Below are 25,457 nucleotides of genomic sequence, written 5' to 3'. Positions count from 1 at the left end.
CAGAACCAGGGATGTACCAATTTCCGTGCCACCTCACCTCGTCCACATACGTTCCATCGGGTGCGGTTCCAGGGACATGGTTAGGTTATGGAGTTTGATGTTCCTGCCGAACCGCACGCGCTCAGGGATACGACGCTTACGAAAACAACCCCAGTTATAAGTGCTGCCCGCTTCACCACAACCCCTCCGAGTAAAAATGATTGTATGTCTGTCTCGACACATCAAAAAATGCGCTCAGTTCGACAGACTGGCTCCGACCTAATAAAACCCGGTAACATGGGATTGCTATTTCTCCGATACGTCCATGAACCAATAGACATATCCACACTTATCGCAGATATAGTTGTTTGCCGTTTTATTGATGAACTCTAAGTTAAAAAGCGCCATCCCCGCTGTATTCATAAGTGTCTCTCGTGTGTAGAACTTGTTATTCTCACACACTGGGCAAACCAATTTCCTATCGAACACTTGGTACTCGAAACTCGTAGGTTTTGCCATTAACACTCACCCCCAGAGTTCAGCATACTACAACTTGGTTTGATTTTTGGTAAAATCGCCCTCTTGAAGACAGCTCTCCGCTAGTACAGGAAGCCAAAACCCCAAATGGAATGGTTATGCTGTTCAGTTCTCGCCATGTGTTGCTCATGGAATTCAATGAGTTCTGCATGAGCAACTTGTACGTCAGCCTGGGTTCGGATAACCATTATCACCCAAAAAGAGCATGACGGCAAGTGGTTGATAGGTTGATAGACGGAACAGACCGTGGACTCTGTGTCGTCCCGTCTAGCTGTTGTGGCGCGAGGTAACGGGTTGGAGGAGTATGGTGAACTACGTGCTCGATGTCGAAAGAACCTAGGGCTCCGATACGCCTGCCTTGTTGGCGTTCTTCGAAGCAAGTCGACGGAACTTCATCCAACAGACTAGGCGCCAAGGAACGAAGTAGGCGAGGACGAGAACATAAGTCAAATAGGCGAAAATCTCGGGATTAAAGTACCGCCGCAGTAGAATATCTCCGAACAACCTGATGACAATTAAGCAGACGAAGCTCACAACAAACATTAGATTTTGTTGGCTATAAATTTGACCATCAGTTCTTCTCTCGTAATTGGTTGTAAAGATCAGCGGCAGAGACATAACTACACCAACGGCTGCCGTTACGACAGTCATCCACACTGGTGGGTATTGAATATATGTAGCGGAGACTCCCCAATCTATACCAATCAGCACAATCACCAAGACAAGTGTGAGAAAAAGCCTACGACCCGTGACAGGTCTATTTGATGGTTTCGTCAGCCGTCGTATGCGCCAAATAACCCCAACAAGGATAACAACACCTAACACTAGATAAATCCCGAGTTCCATGATTAGAGCCTCCGATTTACTTGTACACAGACTGTTTGCGAGCAACTGAAGGCAAGGTCCGTGCAATTGTGGAATGCAGTGCGCGCAAATTGTTTAACCGATCGCACTAACCGACACACAGAACGGTTCATTGACTACTTAGCCATCAAGGCTCTTCTGCTCGTACAGTATCGAACAAGCTCGCCTGATGAACTCTGTTTCCTTCACGGTCAGGGCGAACACCTGAGGTTTTTGGCCTTCGGGAAGCAAATTGAACGTTTCCCATGACTTCTTCATTCCCGTGAGCAACTCCTGATTCCACCCTTGGGAACGTTGCCTGTTTAGGTCAGTCAAATATTGAGCAAGTTCCTGTGCCTCTTGACTGGCTGGATCCGTATCCTGTGCAACCAGTCGTCTGACTTCATCATAAAAATGACAGTACTGTTGATGCATCTCTTCGGTGTATTCCTGTTGTGCTAACTTTCGCAGCGCCTCATCCGAAAAGGATTTCTCGGCGATTTCTTCCAACGTTCTGCTTTCCTCAGAGGACAAGTATCTGCTTATCCACTGTGACTTCAAATCTACTTGAATCGCCTCAATAATCTTGACGATGGCTTTATAGTCTAAACTTTTAGTTTCCACATTTTCTATCTTTTCGATGGCGGTAATGATGGCGTCAATCTGCTGTCGTTTGCCCAGCAACATTTCCTTCTGTACTGTGAGCGCGAAAGAGAGCTCATTTGCTCCCTGACGTATGAGGTTCTTAATTTCCATCAGAGAGAATCCTAGATATTTCAGGGCTAGGATCTGCTGCAATCGAACCAAATCGTCTTCTGAATATAGCCGATACCCTGAACGCGTATGCGCCGAAGGTGATAGCAACCCCTTCTTGTCATAAAATTGGAGTGTACGTACCGAAACAGACGATTTCTTGGCGAATTCATGAGTAAGATAAAGCTGATGGGCCAATCGAAAGCCCCCTTCTTCAAGAAGCATAAAGTATTACGTTACGTCGTACTCAAGGGCTATTATTCAGAATGGAGATTTTTTCTGCTTGTTCGTCTACCCAGTTGCGGTCACGAGGTCGGATTTTCAGATGATTGACGATCTCCGTACGGAACTGAACAAACTGATGACCATCAGTTTCGTAGCGGTAACCAACGAGCTTGGCTATTGCAAATCGCACGCAATAAAGCCATTGACCTACAGGGGTCTAGGCAAAGCGGGACTGCCCCAACAGCACATTCGCACTGAGGGCAGCCCCGCGGGCAGTACATATGGGTCCTCACAACGAGCACCTACTTGCGGCATATCGTAGTTCAGTGAATCACGAAGAAATACACCGCTGCAGCCACACACGCTGCCGCGAGCAAGTACGAAGCCAACGTCCGCGACTGTCCCCGCCTTGTGCCGCTGACAAACCGAATCAGTTCCACGTGCGGCTTGATGCTCTCGATCTCTTCTTTCGGCAAGGTCTCGTACGCTGTCTCGACGTACTCCTGTTGCTTCCCACCACTCGCAGTACGCCGTTTGCGCTTCCCGAACTCGAGTTTGACGTCGCACACTGTTCGCCCCACGTAGGTGACCACGCCTTCGCAGCCAGCGTACTGACTCTTGGCCGTCGGGCGAATTCGGATGCGGTCACCGACGCGAAGGCGGCGGTAGTGCATGCGCACCGCGGCGATGTGACTGCCTTCCGTCCATGGCGCTTCGGCCGGGAGGGAAACGGGATCGGCGGAAACAGGAGCCATGCTTCTCGCACTCGTCACGTGCTCGGTCAAATGAGGGCCTGCGGAATCACGCATCGCGCCCACCTCCTATGTTGGAGTCAATTTGGCTCGACCATGCGGATCTTCACCTGGCGGGAAGCTTCCGGACATTAAAGCGGTCTGTCATCAGGTAGTACGTCCACGGTGACTCCTGGCCGAGGACCCAATATGTTAGTCCGTGTAGGTTCATGTCTTGCACGAGCTGGAACTTAATCAGAGTCGACAGTGCGTCTTCGAACCACACTTCATGGTCTACGCCGTCGGACGCACGATAGCGGAAATAGGGAGACTGCGCCGCGCTGTCCCACTGAATCGGCACTTGCTGCGCCATCGCGAGCTTCTGCGCGGTCAGGTTCGAAAGCCCCGAGGCACGCTTGCCTGGTGTGTGCGGCAGTGGCCAGTCGTACCCGTAGAGCGCCATGCCCATCAGAATCTTGTTGTTTTGCATGACAGATGTAGCATAGTCGAGCACCGCCCGCACCTGGTTGAGAGGGGCTATTGCCATTGGCGGTCCGCCGACCCATCCCCACTCATACGTCATCAACATCAAAAAGTCGACTTCCTGACCCAGTGTGCGGTAGTCAAAGGCCCCCATCCAGGACGCCGACGGTTCGTCGGAGGTCTTTGGTCCCATTGCGATGGATGTGGAGAAGCCGCTGCTTCGCATCGTGTTCTTCAGATCCCGAATGAATGCGTTATACAGTGGCCGATCGGAAGGAGCCATGTGCTCGAAGTCAACATTGACCCCGCGAAAGCCTTGTTGTGTCATGGTACGCGCCAGATTGTCGATCAGGCGACGGCGAATCGACCCGTTGGCCAAAATGGTGTGAGCAAGCTGTGTGTTGAAGTTATTGCCGTCAAAGTTCGTTACGGTCAGAAGCGGCGCTATGTTTAGTTCTTTAGCGGTCTGCAAGGGTAGTGTGTCTTTGGGTGGTTGCAGCGAACCATCCACCCGTGCTTGGTAACTGAACATAGAAACATAGGTGAGCGACGGCACGTCGCGCAGGATATTCGAATCACTGGTGGTGCCCGATGGCAACAAGTATCCGTTGGCTTCGATCGTGGGGCGATCGGCTTGCGGGATCTCCTGAGGAAGGTAGAGTGTCTGGCCCGCCATGAGGGCGGTGTTTGCCGTCATGCCGGTCCATCTCTGCAGGCGGGGGAGTGGTATGCCGGCTTTGCGGCTAATGGACGTGAGAGTGTCACCGGACTGAATCGTATAGGGGCGGACGCCGACAGACGGGCCTGGTACCACCAAGTGCAAGCCTGGCACCAAAGTGTCCTGGGTTCCGATTTCATTTAAACGATTAACTTCTCGTGTCGTCGTCCCGTACTGTTCGGCGATGCTCTGCACAGTGTCGCCTTCAGAAACCGTATGGATCCACATTCGCTATCACTCCCCGCACCAATTCGGCGCGGCACAGCCGCAGACTGCGGCTAGGCGCCTGTTACGGGCATGATATGCGCACAGGTGGTTCCATGTACCGACTATGGCGAAACGGTCTTTTGTTTGACAAAGACTTCAGCTGTTCCATCTTGGTACACGCTTGTCCAGCCGGGTTGACTGGAGAGGTACGTGGCTAGAACCGAACCTGGCGGGAACAGCACGATGCTGAAATTGTAACTACTCATCAAGAGGGGGCCGTTCCAGTTCATGTTTTGGATGGCGAGGTAGTTTGAAAAGGTGTTGTTCTGCAAATAGATGTCTGTTCTGCCGTCGATAAACGGCGGGATGTGCCGGTAGATCAGGTACCCACCCCAACTGTAGAGATTGAGCAACTTTCTGTGGTTGAGTAGGTGGTGCTGTTCGATGTAATTCACCGCTGCAATCGGGTACGCCGCACGGTCCATGTGACTGGAAAACGACCCCTGAATTTGCGGCAGGCGAGTTCCAAACACGAAGAGGGCGACGAGGCACAGCGCACCGTTCACCATGCGGATGAGACGTGAGGGCCGCAACAGACGCGGCACGGCATCAGACAGTGCTGCAGAGAGCATGGGGCTTGCGGCAATGGCGACGTACGGCATGAACCGCTGGTGGATTAAGGTCATGGCGAAAGCACCGCCGAAATACAACGTCTCTCGCATCGGTATGGACTTGCGGCGCGCGAGGATGACGAAGAAGGTGACAATAATAAACGGCAGTACGCCATACTCAAAGTACTGCATGTGGAAGTTTGGGGAAAACCATTCCACGATGTTGTTGGTCATCAACGGATCGGTTGATAACAGCGCGTATGTATAAGCCTTCATCCCGTTCGGGTTGAGGAGACCAGCGAAGAAGCCCACTACCATCACGGCGAGCAAGCGTCGACGCGCCCCCTTCGGCAGCCGCAGTTTCTCAAAGCGGCCCAGTCGGGGGATAAAGCTGATGAGCACTTCAAGTAGCAACATAAAGATGCCGATACTTGCCGAACCATGGGAGTTTGTCCACAACACAAACAGTAGCGGTACAAACCATAACACTCGGAATTCTCCATCGCGGACCTTCTGCAGTACCCACATGAAGACGGCGAACATGAGGTACGAGATGATTTGCGGACGGATAACCCAAAACACGAGCCCGGCGAACACCCCAAGCACGGATGTAATGGCCGCAACGATGCGGTTCCCGCCCGAGACTCGCACGCCTGTCGCGTACATGAAGAACACCGTGATGGTCTCAACGCCAACCAAGAGCAACCAAGCACCAGCGTACTGAAAGTGATTGACAAGCCAGGCGAGCATTACTTCAAACAGCCACTCCTGAGTCACCCAGGGATGGCCGCGCATGGACCACGAAAATGGGTCCGTGGTTGGAATCGTGTGGTGCGACAAGATGTAACGTCCGGTCGCGAGGTGCCACGGAGTGTCGGGGTCAGAGATGGGGCTGATGACGTAAACTGCGAAGCCCACCAACCAGATGCACAACACTAGTGTCTGGATGGTCAGAAGCCTGTGCCACCACGGACCGTCTGGATCGTGTGCGGTCAATGTCCTCCACACGGATCGCTTGTTCGGTCCTGAACTCACTTCACTCACCCGCGTCCCAGCCCTTCTGCATTCACTAATGATGTCAAACCCCTACCACGGCCAGCGTGTGCGACGGCGCACCGCCCTGGATACCGTGTGAAGAATCCGCAACATGTCGTCTGGCGACACATAGTCACAGACCTCAAACTGGGGAGAATCCACCGCCGATGAAAGTCGTTCGGCGGGCCATTGTTTACCGGTAGCCTGGCCGAACATAGAAACACGCCGGGAACTGTGCAAATCCCTCACAACATCTACCATTGGCAACTCAGCAAACTGGCGCCACATATGGCGAACTAGCTCACGTCGGGTCGGAATCGGGATAGGCCGCATTCGCTTCTTGAAGTCAATTAAGAGGAACGTCCAGTTTGTTGGCAGCACGCCTCGAATCGTCACAGACACACCGGCCGCGCGAACCGAGAACCAGATCACGTCGCCAGAACTTGGTTTGGCGCCTGTATCGCCCGTTCGCTCCGACGCTCGCTCCGATGCAGGGCCCAGGCGTTCGCCAAAGTGCGATGATGACTGCTGCGGTTCAGACACAAAGTGATTCATGCGCAGACCCGCCCCTTTGCTGACACTGCTTGCGTGAAATGGTCACGTTTAGCAGCACAAGTCTGTCATTCGAACAGTAGGACGATTTCGTAGAAACGTGAGTGTACACTTCGCTTCGGGACGACAAATCCCCTGCCAACCGAACGGGCTCTCTCGACTCCTTACCGTTCCAGAGCTCCCTTAGAGACACCTGCGCGAATACGCAGATTCACGTAGAGGAGCGTCATTCCAACCAACATAAATGGCTCAGTGAACAGCGACAGAAAATCTGCAACGATAGACGCGCCTGTGGCATTTTGAACCAGACCTAGCGCAAGAGCTGAAAGGACTAAGCGAACAACTGTCGTTATGACATATATGCACAATACAAATCCAATGATGTGCCACGCGTTGCGCTGCGCAAGTCGTGCCGACCGAGCTACGGCCGAAATGCCCGCTACACCTTCAGCATACACCACAGGAATCACAGCGACGATTTTCACCCCGACCCAAATCAAGACACAGAAAAGACCGATGATAAGCAATACGACAACCGCGCCTACGACGCCGGTCGGCAGGTTAACTGCTGCAAATACGGCAACAAACAGACCAATGACGGCCATTCCAGCCAAAACGGCAAACATCACCAACAGCGATGCCAAGACAAGGCTACCGACGGCGCTGGCAAGTCGATGAAAGGCTTGCGAAAACAAGGCGGGCACACGTCTGACTCCTCCGGAATCGCGATGACGTTCATGCAGGACCAACTGCACAATGATGCCGTACAAAAGCGGTGTCACAAGGAGCAAATTGAGGAACATCAGTACCCAGGTAATCGGCTGGGGAGCAACACCAGCCTGTTGCTCGAGTTTCACCAACTGCTGGAAGCTTGTCACATGTTGCAACTTTGCCAAGTTAATTGGCGCAGTCGCAGTCGATTGGTGGTTAAACAAGAAACTGAGCACAAAGTACGGAACCTGTACGAATACAGATGCCGCTAAGATTGACGGAAAATCTCTACCGTAGTGGCGAAACGTCGCACCGATTAGCCCCCATACGCTCTGCACTCCGGACACCGTTGCCAAATCTCGGTAGCTCATCCGACGCCTCCTTCCCCATTTGTGCGCGTGGTCCCATCATATCACAGACGGTTCTAACTCGATCCCGGACTTCTCCACCAACTTCCGGTAGCGACCGTCCATCGCCATCAATTCGGTGTGGTTGCCCTGCTCAACGATGCGACCCTTATCGAGCACAATAATCCGGTCCGCGTGGCGGACTGTTGAAAGTCTGTGCGCGATGACTAGCGTCGTACGATTCTCTGCCACCGCCTGAAGCCCATGCTGCACGAGAGCTTCAGTCTGGCTGTCGAGATTAGCAGTGGCTTCGTCGAGAATTAACACGCGTGGGTTCAGGCAGACGATGCGAGCAAAGGAGATGAGTTGACGTTCACCCATCGAAAGATTCGTCCCCTTTGCATAGAGCCGTGTCTGGTAGCCATCTGGTAAGCGCTCAATGATGTCATGTGCCCCGACTGTCTTCGCAGACTCCACAACCCACGCGTCGTCGATATCCGCGCGAAACAGCCGAATGTTGTCGGCCACTGACCCTGTGAACAGGTTCACTTCCTGTTGCACCAACCCAACAAGTTGGTGGAGGTCCGTCTGGCGGTAGTCCTGGACGTTTATCTCGTCGAGTGTGATGGTTCCGTCCTGAGGTTCGTAAAAACGGGCCAGCAAACTCATAACGGAACTCTTACCCGCCCCGGTGGCGCCGACGAACCCGATAAACTGACCGGGTTCGACCAGAAACGATATGTCCTTTAACACCGGCGCATCAGCTGAGTAGCCAAACGTGACATGATTGAACTCGACCCGTCCTTGCACAGCCTCAGCGTCTGCGACTTCGACCGGGTGAAGTGCATCCTCAATCGCTGGCACGACGGACAGCACTCGCCCGATGCGCTCTGCGGCGACCATGGAGGACTGCAAGGTATTCCACTGCTGCGTGATGGCGTTGATCGGTTGAAAGAAGCGTTGAATGTAGCTAATAAACGCATACAGGGTTCCAAACAAAATCACCTTGTGCAACACAGCGCCGCCGCCGACCCACACGACTGCAGCCACTGCGACATTGCCAAGGAGTTCAAGCACACGGTTAAACATGACCGAGACGGTGTACTCGTGGACGTTGGCCTGACGATGACTTTCGTTCAGTTGGTTGAATGCGCGGTTCTGCCGCGGTTCCTGGTGAAATACCTGGATGATGCGCATGCCGGCGAGGTTTTCGGCGAGAAACGCGACGACGTTTGACAACCGTGATCGCGTCGTCTGGTACGCTCGCCGCAGCGCGGAGCGAAAGCCTAGAGAGATGAGCGCAATGACCGGGATGATCAACATCGCGTAGGATGCAATGCGCCCATCGAGTTCAAACATGGCGACGACGATCATCACAATCGCCAAGCCGTCGCGCACCATGCTGAGGAAAAATTGCGTGAAGAACTGGCTCACGGTTTCTGTGTCGTTGGAGACGTTGGTCACGAGTCGACCAATGGCGTTGCGGTCAAAAAATGCCATGCTCTGCCGTTCAATATGGGTGAACAGGTCGAGTCGAATGGCTCGTATGATGCTCTGCCCAGAGTACTGGAGCAGCTGAATTTGCGCATAGTTCGCCGCGAGTCCGACAAGCACAATGCCTGCGTACACTGCCGCAATGAGGTACACGCCGTGTAAATTTGGATGATGGCCGGAGAGATCGCTGTCGATCGCGATTTTCACCAGGTACGGCTGCAATACGCTCGTCGCGTTGTAAATTGCCACAAGGACGAGTACGCCGATGAAGTTCCAGAGAAACGGCCGCGCATACGGGAGCAACTGGAACAGACTCTTCATGTTCCCCCGCCGTGCCGAAGGCATGGCATCCAGACTGGTGCTCATGCGGTCACCTCCTCTGTCTCCTGTTGCATGGCGTACATTTCGGCATAGACGCCGCCTGCGGCCACTAATTCGTCATGCGTGCCGTGTTCAATCGGTTGACCATCATCAAGGACGAGAATCTGATCCGCATGCCGCACTGCGGACAACCGGTGCGCGATGATGAGCGTTGTCTTGTCCTGACGAAGTTCGCGCAGGTGCGACAGAATTGTCTTCTCTGTGTTCATGTCAACAGCTGACAGGCTGTCGTCGAGGACAAGCACCGGCGCTTCCTTCAAAAACGCCCGAGCAATCGCCGTTCGCTGCTTCTGACCGCCTGAAAGTGCGACGCCGCGCTCGCCAATGACGGTGTTGAATTTGTCCGGAAACTCCTGGACCTCATCATACATGCAGGCGTAGCGCGCGGCCTCTGCAATCTCGTGTGGGGTCGCATCCTCACGGCCAAAGGAGATATTTTCGCCAACGGTCGTCGAGAACAGAAAACCGTCTTGCGGGACATAGGCAATGGCCTCGCGAAGCGCTGCCAGGCGTAGTTCGCGGGTATCCACACCGTCCAGAAAGACTGTGCCTGGCGGCGGGTCAAAAATCCGCAACAACAGGTTGACGAGCGTCGTCTTTCCGGACGCCGTACGGCCGACAATCCCGACCGTCTCCCCCGGACTCACGTGGAGGGAAATGTCCCGGAGTGCGGCGTGATCGCCGTCGGGATAGTGGTATTCAGGGAGGTCAATGCGAATGGCCCCGTGCACAGTGCCAAGCTCGACCGGGTGCTGCGGGTCGACAATGTCAGGCGCCTCGAGCAACAGCGTCTTCAACCTGGCGAGCGAAGCGGAGGCGCGCTGGAAGTTGTTGATCACGAAGCCGATCTGTTGCAAAGGCGTCGTCAGCATCCCGAGGTACAGCGTGAACGCGACAAAGCCGCCCAGTTTTATGTCGCCGATGAGTGTAAGATAGCCACCGTAGCCTAGGGCGATCACGAAACTGACTGAACCCATCAGCGGGATTAACGATTGAAACATAGCGCTCCGGCGAAACAAATGCATCTGCTTGGATACAATGGCGTCAACGCGGCGTTCAAAACGCTTCGCCTCAATCGACTCGTTCGCCGTCGCCTTGACGAGGCGCACTGCACTCAGGCTCTCCTCGGTCAGTTCTGCCATATCGGAGAGCGACTCTTGTACTTGACGTGAGGCACTGCGAACCTTTGGACCCATCCAGATGACGAACAGCGGAACGAACAAAATCGGGATCATGCTGACCAGAGTCAACGTGACACTGACGGTGCGAAATGTCATAAACAACGTTGACGCGAGCAGAAAGACTGCGTTGCTCATCATGTTCATGCCGCCGGACAGCGATTCACGGACGGTTTGCACGTCGCTCATGGCGTGGTTCAGTAAATCGCCGATACTGCGTCCGCGGAAGTACGCCGTCGACAGCGTCTCCCAGTGCGCGAACAAGCGGCGACGCAACAAGTACTCAAACTGCCGACCGGTACGGCCGTTCGTCATCTGCCCAACGCCGTAGAGGATGACGTAGAGGACTCCGACGAGCGCAAGTTTCAAACTGTACACGACCACCCCATGCATAGTCAGTTGGCCTTGCGACAGGGTGTTCGTGAATTGACCGAGGATATTTGGAAACTGCACCAGAATGAGTTCGGATACGAGAATTGAGAAAATACCGGCGCCATAAATCCACTTTTTTGACCAGATAAACTCCTTTAACAGCTTGTTCGGGTCGTCGATCGCGCGTCCCCTCTTTCCATTGCTGTAACACCCAGTTCTGTAACAACCAGTTAACCAGTTCTGTAACAACCAGTTAACCAGTTCTGTAACAACCATTGCTGTAACGCGCCCATGGCTTAATTCCAAGCTTGCTTATGGGCCGACCTCACGCTTGCTGGTGTACTGAATCACACGCTCTATTATCGAGTCTGATGTCGGACATCTGCCCGCAGCGAACCGCACTTAATACCCAGGCTTGCCTAAACGCCGAAACATGTTGCCTTTGTACGCTTCAACGCCTGGTTGGTTAAACGGATTGACACCGAGCATGAGCGCACTGACTGCACACGCGTACTCGAAAAAGTAGAACAAGGCGCCAAGTGTTCGCTCGTCCCGGCGAGCTACAGTCAGGGTCAGGTTTGCCACTCCGCCTGACACATGCGCGTCCTGCGTCGCTAGGTAGGCTGCCTCGTTGATTTCGCCAATTGGCCGTCCCGCGAGGTACTCGAGACCGTCTTCAATGTCCGCGGCGGCGGGTACAGTCTGGTGCGTCTGTGCGTTCTCCACCCACAACACCGTTTCGAACAGATTCCGAGTGCCATCCTGGACAAACTGTCCGAGCGAGTGCAGGTCGGTCGTAAAGCCAACCGACGCCGGAAAAATACCTTTGCCATCTTTGCCTTCACTTTCGCCGAACAGCTGTTTCCACCACTCCGCAAAGCTTCGCAGTCCGGGCTCATAGAAGGCGAGAATTTCGGTCCCGTATCCACCCTGGTACAGCGCGTTGCGCACAGCCGCATAAACAAAGGCTGGATTCTCGGCGAACTCCTCTCCTACGGAGATGTCATCCCTACCTGTACGGTGCTGTTCGGCTGTTTCGTCCTGTCTTCCGGCCTCGCCTAGTGCCCCGCCTGTGTCGTTCGGTCTGCCGCTAACACCGGAACGAATCGGCCTTGTGAGGTATGCCTCCATTTCGGCAGCGCCCGCCAGCATCTGGACCACATCGACACCCACCGCGGCCAACGGCAAGAGGCCAACCGGCGTCAACACGGAGAAGCGGCCGCCAATATCGTCCGGGATCACGAACGTTTCGTAGCCTTCCTTGTCCGCCAACTGCTTCAGCGCGCCCTTCGCAGCGTCAGTCGTGGCGTAAATCCGGCGTTTTGCCTCTTGCGGGCCGACCTGATTGACTAGCCAGTCGCGCAGAACTCGAAACGCCACCGCGGGTTCTGTCGTTCCGCCGGACTTCGAGATGACATTGAGGACCACGTACTTGCCTTCGAGCACCGCCATCAGATCGCGCAGTTCGGTCGCACTTAAATGGTTTCCCGCAAAGTACAGTTCCGGTCCACCGCGCTGCTCTCGCGGCAATTGGTTGTAGTATGCCGATTTGCACCAATCGAACGCCGCCCGCGCGCCTAAATACGACCCGCCGATGCCAATCACGACAAGCGCCTCCGCGCGACTACGAATGTCTGCACCTGCTTCGAGTACGCGATCGAGCACAGTCGCGGACGGGGTTGTGTCTAAGGTCTGGTCCGCCGCACCTGGGTCGTTCGCTGTGTTGAAGTGGTTCGCCGTGCTCGCGCCGGACAACGATGGACCTTTGGTGGCGGTGTGACTTGCATTCAAGATGTCGCTTGGCCAGTGCAGCCAACCGAGAAAGTCGCCGCCCGCTACATCGCCTCGCAAGAGGCGTGCCTGTATGTCCGCCCAGGCAGAGGGGTGCCGCCAGTCAGCCGGATTAACAAAGGGGTGTGCGTGCGTCAAATCTAAGTGGATGAGTTCTGTCATGTCTGTCACCTCGTTGGGCTTATGCTATCATATTCAATCAGAAAAGGTGGAATGGAGGGGTGAGAATTGGCCGACTTGACACCGCGACGACAGCGCTTGTTACAAATGCTCCGAGACGAGCGCGATCCAATCACAGGGACTCGCCTCGCCGAAGCGTGTGAAGTGACTCGCCAGGTCGTCGTGCACGACATTGCTGTGCTTCGAGCGGCCGGAATCAACATCCTCTCGACACCGCGCGGTTACTGGCTGCAGACGTCCGAGAACGCAGACGTCCGTCCCACTCACATTTTAGCCGTCTGCCACAGACCGGATCAAACGGCGGACGAACTGTTTACTCTTGTCGATCACGGCATCAGCGTCCTCGATGTCACCGTCGAACATCCTCTCTACGGGGAACTGCACGGGTCGCTCCACTTGTCTTCGCGCAAAGACGTGGAGTGGTTTATGCAACAGTGTGCGAAGTCAAACGCGACGTTCCTCTCATCGCTCACCGATGGCCACCACCTGCACAACGTCGCATATCCCAGCCTTCAACGCCTGCAAGAGGCCATCGCGGAACTGCGCCGCATCGGCATCCAAGTGTTCGAGTAGAGGCTGTGCTTGCGGTGGCTTGCCAGTTTAGCGCCTAGACTGCGAAGCCAAACTGGTGCTAGACGGGGCGGATGCAACCGATTGGCTGCGGCCAATTTGGTCGGTTAGCGACGCCTGCGTCGCTAACCTTCAATCCTTGACCCACGGACGGCGAGACAAGTGCAAAAATGTCGCTATCACCCCAACTCAGTGGTCTTTAGCGACATTTTCGACCTCTTCTTGCCCAGCCAATTTGGCGTTAACAGGCCGAGCGACCCACACCGATAGCGCCAGAATGGCGCTATCAGCCCGAAAGTAGCCACAATACCGCCAATTAGGCACTTGCCACGCCCCCGAGAGAACGAACACCCCCCATGTGCTTTCCTCGCTTGCACTATTGCACTCTTGTTCATTCAGGTGTATATACACATTGAATGCGTGTATATACACCTATTATCTCATTGCGAGCGGAGAGGGGCTCACATCTCATGTCAACTCGTGCAGCGTCCGAGGCTGTGTCGCAAACTGAGCGGGGCGGGGCCAGGTACGGCGACCGAGTGCTGGCAGTCGAACCGTTTGGCGTCGATCCCGTGGCAGATTCAGAGCGCCACGGGGCAACTTGGCAGCAGTTCACGCTGTGGCTGGGTAGTAATTTGACGATCGCGGACTTTGCCCTCGGCTTCCTGCCTGTATCCCTTGGTTTGCCTTGGACGTGGAGTATTGTGGCCATCCTTGCGGGCAACGCGATGGGCGCCCTCGTGCTTGGACTAAGCGCAGCGATGGGCCCGACCTATGGCGTACCACAGTTGATTATCTCGCGCTACACGTTTGGGCGCGTGGGCGGATATTTGCCAGCAGCGCTGAACTACATCAGCACAATCGGATGGTTTACCGTCAACAACATTCTCGGTACGTTCGGCCTGCAGGTGTTGTTTCCGCATCTGGCGTTTTGGCAAGGGGCAGGTCTGCTCGTGATTGTCCAAGGATTGCTCGCCATCTACGGTCACAACTTGATTCACATGTACGAGCGCATCATCTCCGTCGTCCTTGGTGCGCTGTTTATTGTGGCAACCGTGATGGCCTTGCGCCACCCATCTGCACTCGCCGCGTATCACCCGCATGGGACAGCGCTTTGGCCGATGTTCGCGATCATGGTCGCGGCCGCGTTCTCCTATATCGGGAGTTGGAGCTCGTACGCGTCCGACTACAGTCGTTATCTGCGGGCGGACGTGTCAAAGGCTCGAGTTGTTCGCAACGCCTTCTTCGGTTCGTTTATCGCCTCCGTGTGGCTGGAACTCGTAGGGCTCATGGTCGCAGTCCTCGCCGGGTCGCGCGCATCGGACCCAATCGCGGCTCTCCACTTCGTCATGGGCGGATTCGGTACCGTCGCGGTCATCGCCATCATCCTCGGTGGCACGGCCGCGGACGCGCTCAACCTCTACTCCAACGCGTTGTCCGCAGGCGCCTTCGATATCCGTGTCCCGCGCTGGCTACTGGCGGTTGCTGCTGGCGCGCTTGGCCTGACCTTGAGCCTCCTTGGCTCCGGACACTTTGAGACGAATTACGATAATTTTCTGCTGTTGCTCGGGTATTGGATTACACCGTGGCTCGGCGTCCTCTTCGCCGACTACTACTTCCTGCGTCGCCACCGCGCGGCTGCGGTTGATTGGCGCAAGACACAGCCAGTCGTGTGGCAGGGGCTCCTTAGTTTCCTGGTCGGTATCGCCGCTTCGGTACCGTTCATGAATGCACCGTACTATGTAGGGCCTGTCGCAAAAGCTTTAGGGGGCACCGACCTCACGTTCTACGTCGGGTTCATCGTGGCCGCCGGAGCATACATGGCAGTGACAGCTCGACGAAGCACGAGTCTAACTGGCCCAGTAGATGGTGGCGCGCGCGTTCGCTGAACGCACGCAGGGGCCACCCCCCACCGGATGTCCCGTGACCAGCCTACAAAACAACGAAGGGGCTCTCCCAGTTAGCGAATGCCACTTGGGAGAGCCCCTCTCTCTGTTCAACTCGCCCCGTCACGCCCCGGAGCCTACTCCGTTCTCACCGCCAGCGGCTTGGCCGAGGCCCTTCAGGAACCCGAATGCGAGGCTCAGCCCACGGCTGACATCAGGGTCACGCATGGCTTGCATCACACTCCAAGCGCCGGTCACCTCCGGACGGTCGCTCGCTGTCATGCCGCGTAAGCCTGCGTTTACTTTACCGAACAGGTCCCCGAGCGCCTGCGTATCGAGTTGCCCCATGCCTTGAACCAACGCAATGGCGTTTTTGATTAGGGCCAGCCCGCCTGGTTCCTCCGCAACGCGAACGACAATCTCCAGCACCCGGTCACCGCGACGAAGTAACGCCGTGACGATGTCGAGCAGGCCCTTCTCGTGCAGTTCGTCCATCAACTCCAGCCATTGAACGAAACCGCCCTCATGCTTCGCAAGCGCTTCTTCAATGCGTGCGAGCACATGAGCACGCGCCTCTTCAGGTGTGACCTCCGGCTTTGCGATTTCCATAGTTGCTCGTGCCATTCGCTTCCCCCCTGAAATACACTCATGCAAATTGCGGACGCTTTAGGAGACGAATCGCCCGCATCCGGGCACCAACCTCTCCCATTCCCTACGCATTCGTCGATTCTGCCACCACACCGACCGAATCCACACGTGCCGCGACACCTTTGGCTGTTCCGACCAGCGAATCGTAGTCACTGCGCGCCCACTTTTTGTCGACGTTCACACCGGGTTGCGGGTTGGGGTTGCCGAGTCGGAAGTTGCCGCGTTTCATCGGCGACTCACCCTTCGCGCAAAGAACCTCCATACGCACCGATATTTCCTTATACGCAGGCGTGTGCGTAATTTTGTCGTGGTAACTGCTCGTCAGGTAGTTAACGGCTTCGGTGTCCTTCGGCGAGTTCATCGGCAGGTACAGCTCTTTGCCCTGTACTCGGTCCGTCACGACCGCACGTACCTTTACATTACCATACGGAGAGAGGAGGCGAACGGTCGATCCTGTGTCAATTCCTCGTTCTTTCGCGAGTTCCGGTGAGACCTCGACGTACGTCGTCGGCACCTTCTCCTTGATGCCTTGTACGCGATAGGTCAGGTTGCCCTCGTGGAAGTGCTCCAACATCCGGCCGTTGTTCAAGTGCAGGTCGTACTGCGCCTCCAACTCGAGCGGGTGCGTCCACTCTACCGGATACAGCTTGGCTTTGCCCCCTGACAGCGCAAACTCGTCAAGGTACAACACGGGGGTATCTGTACCGTCTGAGGCAACTGGCCACTGGAGGCTCTTGTACCCGTCCAGACGCTCCCAAGTGACGCCGGACATCAGTTCTGTGCTGCTGTATGCCTCTTCGAGGATCTGGCTGGGGTGAGTGTACGTCCAGTTCGCGCCCAATCTGTTGGCCAACTCAGTGATGATTCGCCAATCCGGCTTGGACTCACCGAGCGGCTCAAACACTTGGTTCAGCCGCTGGATGCGACGCTCCGTGTTGGTAAACGTCCCTTCCTTTTCGAGGCTCGGACTCGCTGGCAAAATCACGTCGGCAAACTCACACGTCTTGCTAAAGAACACATCCTGTACGACAAAAAACTCGAGTTGCTCGAACGCCTGTTGCACGTGGTTGGCGTTGGAGTCGACGATTGCCATCTCCTCACCAAACAGGTACATCGCCTTGACCTCGCCCTTGTGAATGCCTTCGACCATTTGGTGGTTGTCGTACCCAGGGGTTGTGGGCAGCTTTGCTCCCCAGGCCTGCTCCCATTTCGCCCGCACGTCGTCGTCATCGATACGCTCGTAACCCGGGAAATACGCTGGTGCACAGCCCATGTCGCCAGCGCCCTGCACGTTGTTGTGACCGCGCAGCGGATACGCGCCAACGTTCGGCCGCCCCGCGTTGCCAGTAACGAGCAGCAAGTTACAGATCGCGGTACTCGTATCGCTGCCACCCATGTGTTGGGTCACGCCCATCGCCCAGCAAATGCAAACCGACCCGGCGTTGTGAATCATCTCAGCAGTCGCGACGAGTGTCTCTTTCGGGACGCCGGTGTGCTCGGCCGCGTAGTCGAGTGTGAACTGTTCGAGCGACTTCGCATAGTCTTCGAACCCATCGACGCGTCGGGCCAGAAATCCTTTGTCGTGCCAAGCCTGGTCGATGATGTATTTGGTCACCGCCGACAGCCAAATGAGGTCACTGCCAGGGGCCGGGTGCAAGAGAATGTCTGCCCGCTGCGCCAGGTCGTTCTTGCGAAGGTCGGCGACGATCAGTTTCTGCCCCCGCTTCTTGTGGGACCGCCTGATGCGTGTCGACAGCACCGGGTGTGACTCCGCTGGATTCGCGCCAACCACCATCACGAGTTCGGCGTTCTCGATGTCTTTGATCGACCCCGTATCGCCGCCTAGCCCCATCGTCCGACGCAAACCCTCGGTCGCTGGCGTCTGGCAGTATCTAGAGCAGTTGTCGATGTTGTTGGTTCCCATCACCGCGCGGGCAAACTTCTGCATCAGGTAGTTCTCCTCGTTCGTGCACTTCGAAGAGGAAATGTAGCCGATAGAATTCGGACCGTGCTTGTCGCGAATCTCGGCAAGCCGCGTCGCGGTGTACTCCAGTGCTTCGTCCCACGACACGGGGATAAAGGTGTCGTCTTTGCGAATGAGGGGTTGTAACAGCCGGTCCGGGCTGTTGACGAAGTCCCACCCGAACTTCCCCTTGATGCAGGTCGACACCTGGTTCGCAGGCGCTTCCATCTGCGGTTCTACTTTCAGGATTTTTCGGCCCTTCGTCCAGATGTCGAAGCTGCACCCCACGCCGCAATACGTGCAGACTGTCTTCGTCTTTTCAATGCGCGCCTGACGCATTTCTGCCTCAACTTCGGAGACGGTGAAGATGGCTCCATAGCCCGGTTCGACGTCTTTCGTGATGTCTATCATGGATTCCCACACTGGTGGGGCAATCGCAGTTAAGAAGCCTGCTTCGCCAAGCATGTTCTTCTCCATCAGCGCATTGCACGGGCAGACCGTGACGCAGTGCCCACAAGACACGCAGGACGACTCGTTGATTGGCCGGTCATCGTCCCAAATGACGCGCGGACGTTCCCGCTCCCAGTCAATCGACAGCACTTCGCTGACCTGCAGGTTTTGGCAGGCTTCCACGCAGCGGCCACAGAGTATGCACTGGTCGGGGTCATAGCGGTAAAATGGGTTCGAGTTGTCCTGTTCGTATGGCTTTTGTTCAAACGGATACTTCTGGTGTTCAATCCTCATCATCATTGCTGTATTGTGCACCGTACAGTTCTGGTTGTTGTTGTCGCAAACTGTGCAGTACAACTCGTGATTATGCAAGATGCGGTCCATCGCTTCTTTGCGGGCAAACCGTGCTGCTACAGCTTTGCTTCTCACCTGCATACCATCCGCAGCAGGCGTCGAGCAGGCCCGAAGCAACTTCCCTCCGATCTCAACCATGCACGTGTCACAGGTCTCAATCGGACTGAGCGCAGGGTGATAACAGACGTGCGGAAAATCTCCCGTCGCTGCGAGAACGGCGTCCAACACAGTGGCCCTGTCTGCAACGAGCACAGACTGCCCGTCCACCTCAACGCCGATTTGACGTGCGGTTTCCGTCAACTCCATTGTCGTTCACCTCCATTGAATTCACAGACTACACGCCCGGTGCGAGCCAGCCAACGAGCCCGTACGCCACTGTAGAGACACCGGCGGCAAGCAACGCTGGTTTTAACTTGTAGTGCGCATATGCCATGGTGGGCAGTTTCATCACGGTTGCCATGGCAACGGTGTTGTCACTGAGCGGAGACGCGAAACCGCCGAACGTCCCACTTGCAAACACCGCCCCTGCGACAAGGGCGAGTGAGGCATGCGTGCTGTTGGCAAGCGTAAAACCTAATGGCAACAAAATGCCCCACGTGCCAAACGACGACCCAATCACGTACGAGATGAGGCAACCGAAGACAAACAGAGCGGGTGCGATGAACGCACCTGGCACCAAGTGGCCAATAGCACGCTGCACATACACCGAGAATCCAAGGTCCGTCGACACGGCTGAGACTGCCCACACCAATGCCAACAAGAGCAGTACGCTCATCATTTCATTGCCGCCCGCGACAAACCCGAACATCGTCCGGCTGATTGGCAGGCGCCCTACAGAGTACCAAACGACCATGACGACCAGTGTAATCAGGAGCGCTTGAAGCATGGCTTGCGAGGCGTTGGCTGCAGCTAAGGCGCCGAACAAGGTCGGACTGTGAAAGTGCCCATTCCACCACGTCAACCACAGCGTGAGTACCAGCAAGATGACGAGTGGAACGGCCAGGTTCCAGACGTTTGGCCGGGCCTGTTCGGACAGAACTTCAAGAGCCTCAGGCGGTGTCACTTGAGGGGCCGCAGTGACATCTGTCTTTGTTTCTTGTGCGACCGCTTGTTTTGTGTCAGTCTGAGCTGCACGACGTTCCGAATTTTGTCTGGCCGCCGTGGCTTGTGCGACAGGTGCACTGCGGGCCGGTGTCAACTCGTCGCCTGCTTCTACGGGGGCATACCCAATCACTTTTGCGCGGAAGGTTGACACCCGCCAGCCGCGGCGTCCAATGGGCCGCTCGCGCCGGTCCAGTCCGCGAGCGTACACAGTTGGGCGCGCGGGTCCAAAAACCGCCCCCGTCTGGTCGCGGTTGGTTTGTTCGCGCTCCTCCGGTGCTGCATTCTGAGCGGCAGCAGGCGCACGTTCCGGCGAGCTGCGCCAGAACGTTTGAAAGAGGCCTAAGGCAATCATCGCGATCGAGAAAAAATTCAGCGGGATGGTTTGCAAGAACAACTGAAAGGATGTCAACGCGAGTCCATGATGGCGCGACGACGTCTGCAGCAGGCCCACCATGTAGCCGACAAACGCTGTACCAATCGGAACAATGGCAATCAGCGGAGTCGATGTCAGGTCGATTACGTAGGCGACACGCTCTGTGGACACATGCAGTCGCTCGAAGACACTTTTCATCACGGGTGCAACCGTGATGATTCGAAAATCCGGCGCCATGAAGGTCGCGAACGACGACAGCCAAGTCATGGCAAAGGCAGCACGGGTCGTGCGGATGCGCTTGGATACCCAAGCTGCAAACCCGCTCACTCCACCAGTGACTCGCACAAGGCCGACAAATGAGCCAAATCCGTACAGGAACACCAGCAACCTCAGGTTATCTGGGATGGCGAGCTCTTTGAGAATGTAACCGAGCGTGGCAGAAATGCCACCCAGCAGAGTTGGATGAGTCATGTACGAGCCTACCAGTAAGCCGACCATCAGACCTGGCAACACCTGTCGCGTCCACAACGCAATCGGGATCACCATGAGAAAGGGCAACAACGACCAGAAAGAGGCGTACATCGCAGCACTCCTTTCTACCGACATCCAGAAAGGACAGCCGATCCGGAAGCGAACCGCGCTGGGCAAACCAGCGCAGTCTCTCGCGTTTCAGGATCCCCGATTCGTTTGGCATCATACGCCTGTTTGAAAATCTTCAATTCGGTGCGAATTCATACTGGGAAGAGAATCAGCGGGGGGAACTTTTGCGCTGGCGCTCAAGGGCGGAAATGGCTGCAGCCACCTCTGTGGCCTGAAGTATCGGGGTTTCACCGTATGTACATGTCAGGGCAGACAACGGTTCCTGCGGATCCGGAAGAAACCAGAGGGCATCGAGGCCAAAGTTACGGGCACCCTGGACATCGGCAACAAAGTTGTCCCCGACCATCAGTGCGTCTTGTTTGGCCACAGAAAGCGCGTCACACGCGGCCTGATAAACGCTGGGATGAGGTTTCGCTTTGCCGATGTTTTCGGAAATCACGACGGCATCCTGAGCAAAATACGGCTGCAGCCCGGCAATGCCGAGTTTGCGCCACTGCAGGTCCGGAGATCCGTTGGTGATAATACCTAGTCGGTGGTCGCCTGCAAGCGTCTGCACGAGGTCGAGCACTCCCGCAAATGGATGCAACGTGTGTTCAAAAGTTGCATTGTACACTTCGTGAAAATGGTCTGCTTCGTCGTCCGACTTCGAGACGCCGTAGTCGCGCCAGGCGCGCAAGAACCTCTGTCTGCGCAACGTCTGCATGGTAATCTCACGGCGGTCGTATTGGCCCCACAATGCTTCGTGGTGGCGCAAAAACTTGTCCGCAAACCCCGCCGGCGCTTTGTCCGCGTACACCTGTTTGAGTGAAACGGCAAGTCCCTCTTTGTACTGACCACGGGTATCGACCAGCGTATGGTCGAGATCAAAGAAGATGACATCGTATGCTTTCAACCACATCACACTCCTGTTCATCATCGTACTACGCCTTGTCGTAATGTAAAATAGAGAAGTAAACATGAAAAGGAGGACGCTGTTTGGCCCCGACTCCCCGCAACAATTCAGTTCGCGCCAGCGGCATTGTCATCACAGGCTTCGCTGGTGTGCAATGGCTCGGCTTTATGTTCGCCAACACAGTAGTCATCCCACTGTCAATTGGCGCTGCGTTTCACTTGTCAGACCCGGCTGTCAGCGGTGACATGGCACGGTCCTTCATCGTCACAGGTATTGCCTGTCTGCTGCAGGTCCTGTTCGGCCACAAACTCCCGCTCATGGAGGGTCAGTCCGGGTTATGGTGGGGGCTCATCCTCAGTCTCGCCAACATTGGCGTCAGTTCGGGGCTCTCACTGACTACAGTCGGCGGCAGCATGGAGAGCGGCATGATGCTTGGCGGTCTGGCGATTGTGCTGTTGGGCGTGTTTGGCCTGTACAGAGTCTTGAACCGGTTGTTTACGCCGATTGTGATGGCCGTGCTCCTGATGCTGCTCGCCTCTCAGCTCGTGGACATCTTCTTTCGCGGGATGCTCGGCATCGATGCCAACGGGCACCTGACTCCAAGCGTTGCCGGCCTAGCCATCGCGGTATCTATTTTGGTCGCCGTGTTGACGATTGCGGGGCGGGGGTTGCTCAGCAACTTCTCGATTCTTATTGGGATTACCCTTGGCTGGTTCGCTTACCACCTGTTCATCCACGCTGCTTCGCCAGTCGTGCGGCCTAACTTGCAGGATGTGACACAAACCTTCGCCTGGGGTCATCCCGCGTGGAACGCCGGGATTGTCACGGCCACAGTCGTGACTGCACTGATCAACACGACGAACACGATTGCGACGTTGCGCGCGAGTGAACCATTGTTCAATTCAGCCGTGACTTCCGCACAGTTTCGGAGGTCGTTTCTGCTAACGGGGATGTTGACATTTACAAGCGGCCCTCTCGCTGTCGTCCCGTATGCCCCATACACATCTTCCATCGGTTTTTTACGCACCACACGACTGCTCAGCCGTGCGCCCTTTATCGTCGGGGCAGCTCTGTTTACACTGCTTGGCCTGATCCCGCAACTGGCCGGATTTTTCTCGCGACTGCCCATCAGCATCGGCGACGCGGTCCTTGTGATTGCCTACTTTCAGTTGTTTGGTTCAGCGCTGCATAACCTGCAAGGACTGACGATCGACTTTCGAACGGTGTTTCGTATCGCCGGTCCCGTCTTGATTGGACTGGCGATTTTGAGCATGCCCGCAACCGTCTTTCAAAGTCTGCCCGGCTTTGCGCAGGGCATCTGTGCGAACGGGATGTTGGTCGGAATCCTGTTTTCCGTGCTACTTGAAAATCTGGTTCCCTGGGAACGGTGGACAGCGCAAGTGACTCCCCACAGCTAATCCCAGTAGCGTGTCAGCTTGAAATTGAAAGTTAATCCACAACGAGAAAAAGGGGTCCGCACGGCGGACCCCTTTAAAACACTTGGCCAAACCTTATTAGCTGAGCCACCACTGTTGCGGGTTTAGCGGCAACTCTCCAGCTGGCGTCCAGTCATTTGCCGGAATGTTCAGCTTGCTTGTAAAGGCGTAGTTGTTGTTGTTCTCGTACAGGAAGATAAGCGGTACCTGCTTGTTGACCAACTGTTCCCAAGGCACGAACGCTGCCTTGCGGCCAGCCTGCGTGAAGTCACTCGGCAAGGACCACGTGTTCTTGATGAGGGTATCGTCCGTCTTGTTGACCCAACGTTCGAAGTTGAAGGCGTCTGTCGAGCCCCACAGTCCACGTGGGTCTGGGTCGGTACCCAGCGACCAACCAGCGAGCCAGCCTTGAATGCTCTTGCTGTTGTTTTCGAGGTCTGTAATCATGGTTGTGAAATTGATTGGCGTGTTGACGGTCACTTTCACGCCGACTTTTTGCATGTCCTGCGCAATCAGGTCGGCATTTTCCGTCGCCGTTTGAGAACCCGTCGGAATCGTAATGGTGAAGCCGAGGGTCTGCCCGCTCTTCTGGTAGAAACCGTTCGACCCCATCTTATAGCCCTGGGACTGAATCAGGGACTTGGCTTTGGAGACGCTGTAGTTGTACTGCTTCATACCCTGTGTGGTATATGCCCAACTGACGGAAGGAATCGGGCCGACAATTTTGCTGGCCAGACCCTTCTCAACACTGTTGATGATGGCGTTGTGGTCAATGCCGTACATCACCGCTTGGCGCAGCGTTGCGTTGTTCCACGGTGCCGAGTTGTCATGCAGGCCAAGGTATTCGAAGCCAAGAGCCGGCAGAGTCTTAGTCGTCACGCCGCTCGCCTTTTTCAGCGTCAAGTAGTCCGTTGGCGTCAGACCGTTGAGCGCGAAGCCCAACTGGCCGCTCTCGACCAAACTGCCCTCTGTGCTCTGGCTGACGTATTTGATATCAATGTTGGAGATGTGCGGGGCACCTTTCCAGTAGTGCTTGTTCGCCGTAAATTCGACCAGTGTACCGCTCTTATCCGCCTTCGTTGGAATGTAGGCGCCGGACACGACTTGAGGCAGTGTGTTAAAGGCGTTCGACTTCCATTGGCTGAACGGGATTTTGCCGAGGATGTGGTACGGTAGCGGTGTAATGCCAGACAGGTCAGCCGCCAAAGCCGAGGCATCTGCCGTCGCCAGGTTGATTTGGAACGTCTTGCTGTTGATGATTTTAAAGCCGCCAGTCTGTGTGAAAGAGGTGGCTTTACCACTCAGGAGTTGAGCGGACCCCACGACTGGTTGTACGAGATAGCCGTACTGACCTTGGAAGGTCGTGTTATAGACCTTGGAGCCGACGAAGTTCATGTACAGCAAAACATCCTGAGAAGTGATGGGCTTGCCGTCAGACCAGTTTGCGTGTGGCTGCAGGTGCATCGTGATGGTCTTGTTGCCATTGGAGTAGCTCCACGACTTGACCAACCACGGTGTGAGTTCCAACTTGTTGTTAAAGTTCAAAATCGAATCAAAAGCAAAACTGTAGACGTTTGCCGTGTACAAGCTACCGTCCATGCCAGGGATGAACTGATCGGTCCACTTGGTTGTCTGACCGATTGTGAGCGTCCCACCGTTCACTGGGGTGCCGGACGAGGTAGTGCTGTTGCCTGTGGTACTTCCTGGTGAGGTAGTGCTGGTTGAAGCTCCGCACCCCGCAAGCAGCATGGTCATGGCTCCGGTCAACGCGATGGTCGCCACGCCTGCCTTCGTCATTCTCTTCATTTCTTTGCCCCCTTGATAAAAATAGACCTTCAATTTATCTTCAGCGCCTTGGGTGCATCAGTTGGGCGGACGTTCTGCAGCCTAACCGCGTGCAACCGCGGCGTCTTGAAGACCGCTGAGCTAGCAGTGACGAATCCCCCTGCAACAATACAGAGAAGTCTGTCTGAGATATCAGGCTCGTCCCTACCGTCTAATTCCTCTCACAATCCTTAATAGCGCGACAATAAAAGTGAAATTTTTTTACGGT

The 25,457-nt window shown here is 55.6% G+C and carries 18 protein-coding genes; 3 read left to right on the top strand and 15 right to left on the bottom strand.

Annotation, left to right across the window (positions count from 1 at the left end):
• Positions 1-852 precede the first annotated feature (852 nt).
• The 10 genes from JC200_RS16270 to JC200_RS16225 all read right to left on the bottom strand — a co-directional run bounded on the left by JC200_RS16270 (position 853) and on the right by JC200_RS16225 (position 13,110).
• Positions 853-1,362: a CcdC protein domain-containing protein gene (locus JC200_RS16270; protein WP_274432736.1), complete on the bottom strand. Its 510-nt coding sequence runs from the start codon at positions 1,360-1,362 to the stop codon at positions 853-855.
• 138 nt (positions 1,363-1,500) lie between these two features.
• Positions 1,501-2,310, bottom strand: coding sequence for a MerR family transcriptional regulator (locus JC200_RS16265; RefSeq protein ID WP_274432735.1), 810 nt, complete (start codon positions 2,308-2,310; stop codon positions 1,501-1,503).
• Between the two features lie 350 nt (positions 2,311-2,660).
• The gene (locus JC200_RS16260; protein WP_274432734.1) at positions 2,661-3,146 is read right to left on the bottom strand and encodes a hypothetical protein; all 486 of its coding nucleotides are present in this window, start codon (positions 3,144-3,146) and stop codon (positions 2,661-2,663) included.
• A 49-nt stretch (positions 3,147-3,195) separates the two neighbouring features.
• Positions 3,196-4,497 (bottom strand): glycoside hydrolase family 18 protein, encoded by a 1,302-nt coding sequence (locus JC200_RS16255; RefSeq protein ID WP_274432733.1) that lies wholly within the window; start codon positions 4,495-4,497, stop codon positions 3,196-3,198.
• 101 nt (positions 4,498-4,598) lie between these two features.
• Positions 4,599-6,131 carry a hypothetical protein gene (locus JC200_RS16250; protein WP_274432732.1) on the bottom strand — a complete coding sequence of 511 codons (1,533 nt, stop codon included), beginning with the start codon at positions 6,129-6,131 and terminating at the stop codon, positions 4,599-4,601.
• Positions 6,132-6,173: 42 nt separating this feature from the next.
• Positions 6,174-6,677, bottom strand: a complete 504-nt coding sequence (locus JC200_RS16245) for a hypothetical protein (RefSeq protein ID WP_274432731.1) — start codon at positions 6,675-6,677, stop codon at positions 6,174-6,176.
• A gap of 161 nt (positions 6,678-6,838) precedes the next feature.
• Positions 6,839-7,756: a hypothetical protein gene (locus JC200_RS16240; protein WP_274432730.1), complete on the bottom strand. Its 918-nt coding sequence runs from the start codon at positions 7,754-7,756 to the stop codon at positions 6,839-6,841.
• Between the two features lie 36 nt (positions 7,757-7,792).
• A complete protein-coding gene (locus JC200_RS16235) occupies positions 7,793-9,592 on the bottom strand; it encodes an ABC transporter ATP-binding protein (RefSeq protein ID WP_274432729.1) in 1,800 nt (599 codons plus the stop codon).
• Entirely contained in the window at positions 9,589-11,433 is a 1,845-nt protein-coding gene (locus JC200_RS16230) for an ABC transporter ATP-binding protein (protein ID WP_274432728.1), read from the bottom strand. Before JC200_RS16230 ends, JC200_RS16235 begins: the two co-directional genes overlap by 4 nt.
• A 126-nt stretch (positions 11,434-11,559) precedes the next feature.
• Complete coding sequence (locus tag JC200_RS16225; protein ID WP_274432727.1) at positions 11,560-13,110, bottom strand: glucose-6-phosphate isomerase; 1,551 nt, start codon at positions 13,108-13,110, stop codon at positions 11,560-11,562.
• Positions 13,111-13,176: 66 nt separating this feature from the next.
• Between JC200_RS16225 and JC200_RS16220 the strand changes: the two genes are divergently transcribed.
• A complete protein-coding gene (locus JC200_RS16220; protein WP_274432726.1) occupies positions 13,177-13,701 on the top strand; it encodes a transcription repressor NadR in 525 nt (174 codons plus the stop codon).
• 467 nt (positions 13,702-14,168) lie between these two features.
• The gene (locus JC200_RS16215; protein WP_274432725.1) at positions 14,169-15,587 is read left to right on the top strand and encodes a purine-cytosine permease family protein; all 1,419 of its coding nucleotides are present in this window, start codon (positions 14,169-14,171) and stop codon (positions 15,585-15,587) included.
• A 120-nt stretch (positions 15,588-15,707) separates the two neighbouring features.
• On the opposite strand, the gene JC200_RS16210 is transcribed toward JC200_RS16215, so the two are convergent.
• The 4 genes from JC200_RS16210 to JC200_RS16195 form a co-directional block, all read right to left on the bottom strand.
• Positions 15,708-16,208: a helical membrane plugin domain-containing protein gene (locus JC200_RS16210; RefSeq protein ID WP_274432724.1), complete on the bottom strand. Its 501-nt coding sequence runs from the start codon at positions 16,206-16,208 to the stop codon at positions 15,708-15,710.
• Between the two features lie 88 nt (positions 16,209-16,296).
• Positions 16,297-19,305, bottom strand: coding sequence for a formate dehydrogenase subunit alpha (gene fdhF / locus JC200_RS16205; RefSeq protein ID WP_274432723.1), 3,009 nt, complete (start codon positions 19,303-19,305; stop codon positions 16,297-16,299).
• Between the two features lie 28 nt (positions 19,306-19,333).
• Positions 19,334-21,058 carry a Na+/H+ antiporter NhaC family protein gene (locus JC200_RS16200; protein ID WP_274432722.1) on the bottom strand — a complete coding sequence of 575 codons (1,725 nt, stop codon included), beginning with the start codon at positions 21,056-21,058 and terminating at the stop codon, positions 19,334-19,336.
• A gap of 166 nt (positions 21,059-21,224) precedes the next feature.
• Complete coding sequence (locus JC200_RS16195) at positions 21,225-21,968, bottom strand: HAD family hydrolase (protein ID WP_274432721.1); 744 nt, start codon at positions 21,966-21,968, stop codon at positions 21,225-21,227.
• Between the two features lie 83 nt (positions 21,969-22,051).
• Here JC200_RS16195 and JC200_RS16190 point away from each other — a divergent pair, with 83 nt between their 5' ends.
• On the top strand, positions 22,052-23,386 hold the full coding sequence (locus JC200_RS16190) for a uracil/xanthine transporter (protein WP_274432720.1): 1,335 nt from the start codon (positions 22,052-22,054) through the stop codon (positions 23,384-23,386).
• 96 nt (positions 23,387-23,482) lie between these two features.
• On the opposite strand, the gene JC200_RS16185 is transcribed toward JC200_RS16190, so the two are convergent.
• Entirely contained in the window at positions 23,483-25,210 is a 1,728-nt protein-coding gene (locus tag JC200_RS16185; protein WP_274432719.1) for an ABC transporter substrate-binding protein, read from the bottom strand.
• Positions 25,211-25,457: the final 247 nt, after the last annotated feature.

This window comes from Alicyclobacillus sp. ALC3, assembly GCF_028751195.1.
Taxonomy (GTDB): Bacteria; Bacillota; Bacilli; order Alicyclobacillales; family Alicyclobacillaceae; genus Alicyclobacillus_L.
The sequence above is the reverse complement of the archived record's forward strand: the minus strand, read 5'-3'. Positions and strand labels throughout refer to the sequence as shown.

Excerpts from the sequence above, each read along its gene's own strand:
- JC200_RS16235 (WP_274432729.1), bottom strand. The coding sequence starts at position 9,592 with ATGAGCACCAGTCTGGATGCCATGCCTTCGGCACGGCGGGGGAACATG.
- JC200_RS16225 (WP_274432727.1), bottom strand. The coding sequence starts at position 13,110 with ATGACAGAACTCATCCACTTAGATTTGACGCACGCACACCCCTTTGTT.
- JC200_RS16230 (WP_274432728.1), bottom strand. The coding sequence starts at position 11,433 with ATGGTTGTTACAGAACTGGTTAACTGGTTGTTACAGAACTGGTTAACT.
- fdhF (WP_274432723.1), bottom strand. The coding sequence starts at position 19,305 with ATGGAGTTGACGGAAACCGCACGTCAAATCGGCGTTGAGGTGGACGGG.
- JC200_RS16200 (WP_274432722.1), bottom strand. The coding sequence starts at position 21,058 with ATGTACGCCTCTTTCTGGTCGTTGTTGCCCTTTCTCATGGTGATCCCG.
- JC200_RS16245 (WP_274432731.1), bottom strand. The coding sequence starts at position 6,677 with ATGAATCACTTTGTGTCTGAACCGCAGCAGTCATCATCGCACTTTGGC.
- JC200_RS16185 (WP_274432719.1), bottom strand. The coding sequence starts at position 25,210 with ATGAAGAGAATGACGAAGGCAGGCGTGGCGACCATCGCGTTGACCGGA.
- JC200_RS16215 (WP_274432725.1), top strand. The coding sequence starts at position 14,169 with ATGTCAACTCGTGCAGCGTCCGAGGCTGTGTCGCAAACTGAGCGGGGC.
- JC200_RS16210 (WP_274432724.1), bottom strand. The coding sequence starts at position 16,208 with ATGGCACGAGCAACTATGGAAATCGCAAAGCCGGAGGTCACACCTGAA.
- JC200_RS16260 (WP_274432734.1), bottom strand. The coding sequence starts at position 3,146 with ATGCGTGATTCCGCAGGCCCTCATTTGACCGAGCACGTGACGAGTGCG.
- JC200_RS16240 (WP_274432730.1), bottom strand. The coding sequence starts at position 7,756 with ATGAGCTACCGAGATTTGGCAACGGTGTCCGGAGTGCAGAGCGTATGG.
- JC200_RS16270 (WP_274432736.1), bottom strand. The coding sequence starts at position 1,362 with ATGGAACTCGGGATTTATCTAGTGTTAGGTGTTGTTATCCTTGTTGGG.
- JC200_RS16255 (WP_274432733.1), bottom strand. The coding sequence starts at position 4,497 with ATGTGGATCCATACGGTTTCTGAAGGCGACACTGTGCAGAGCATCGCC.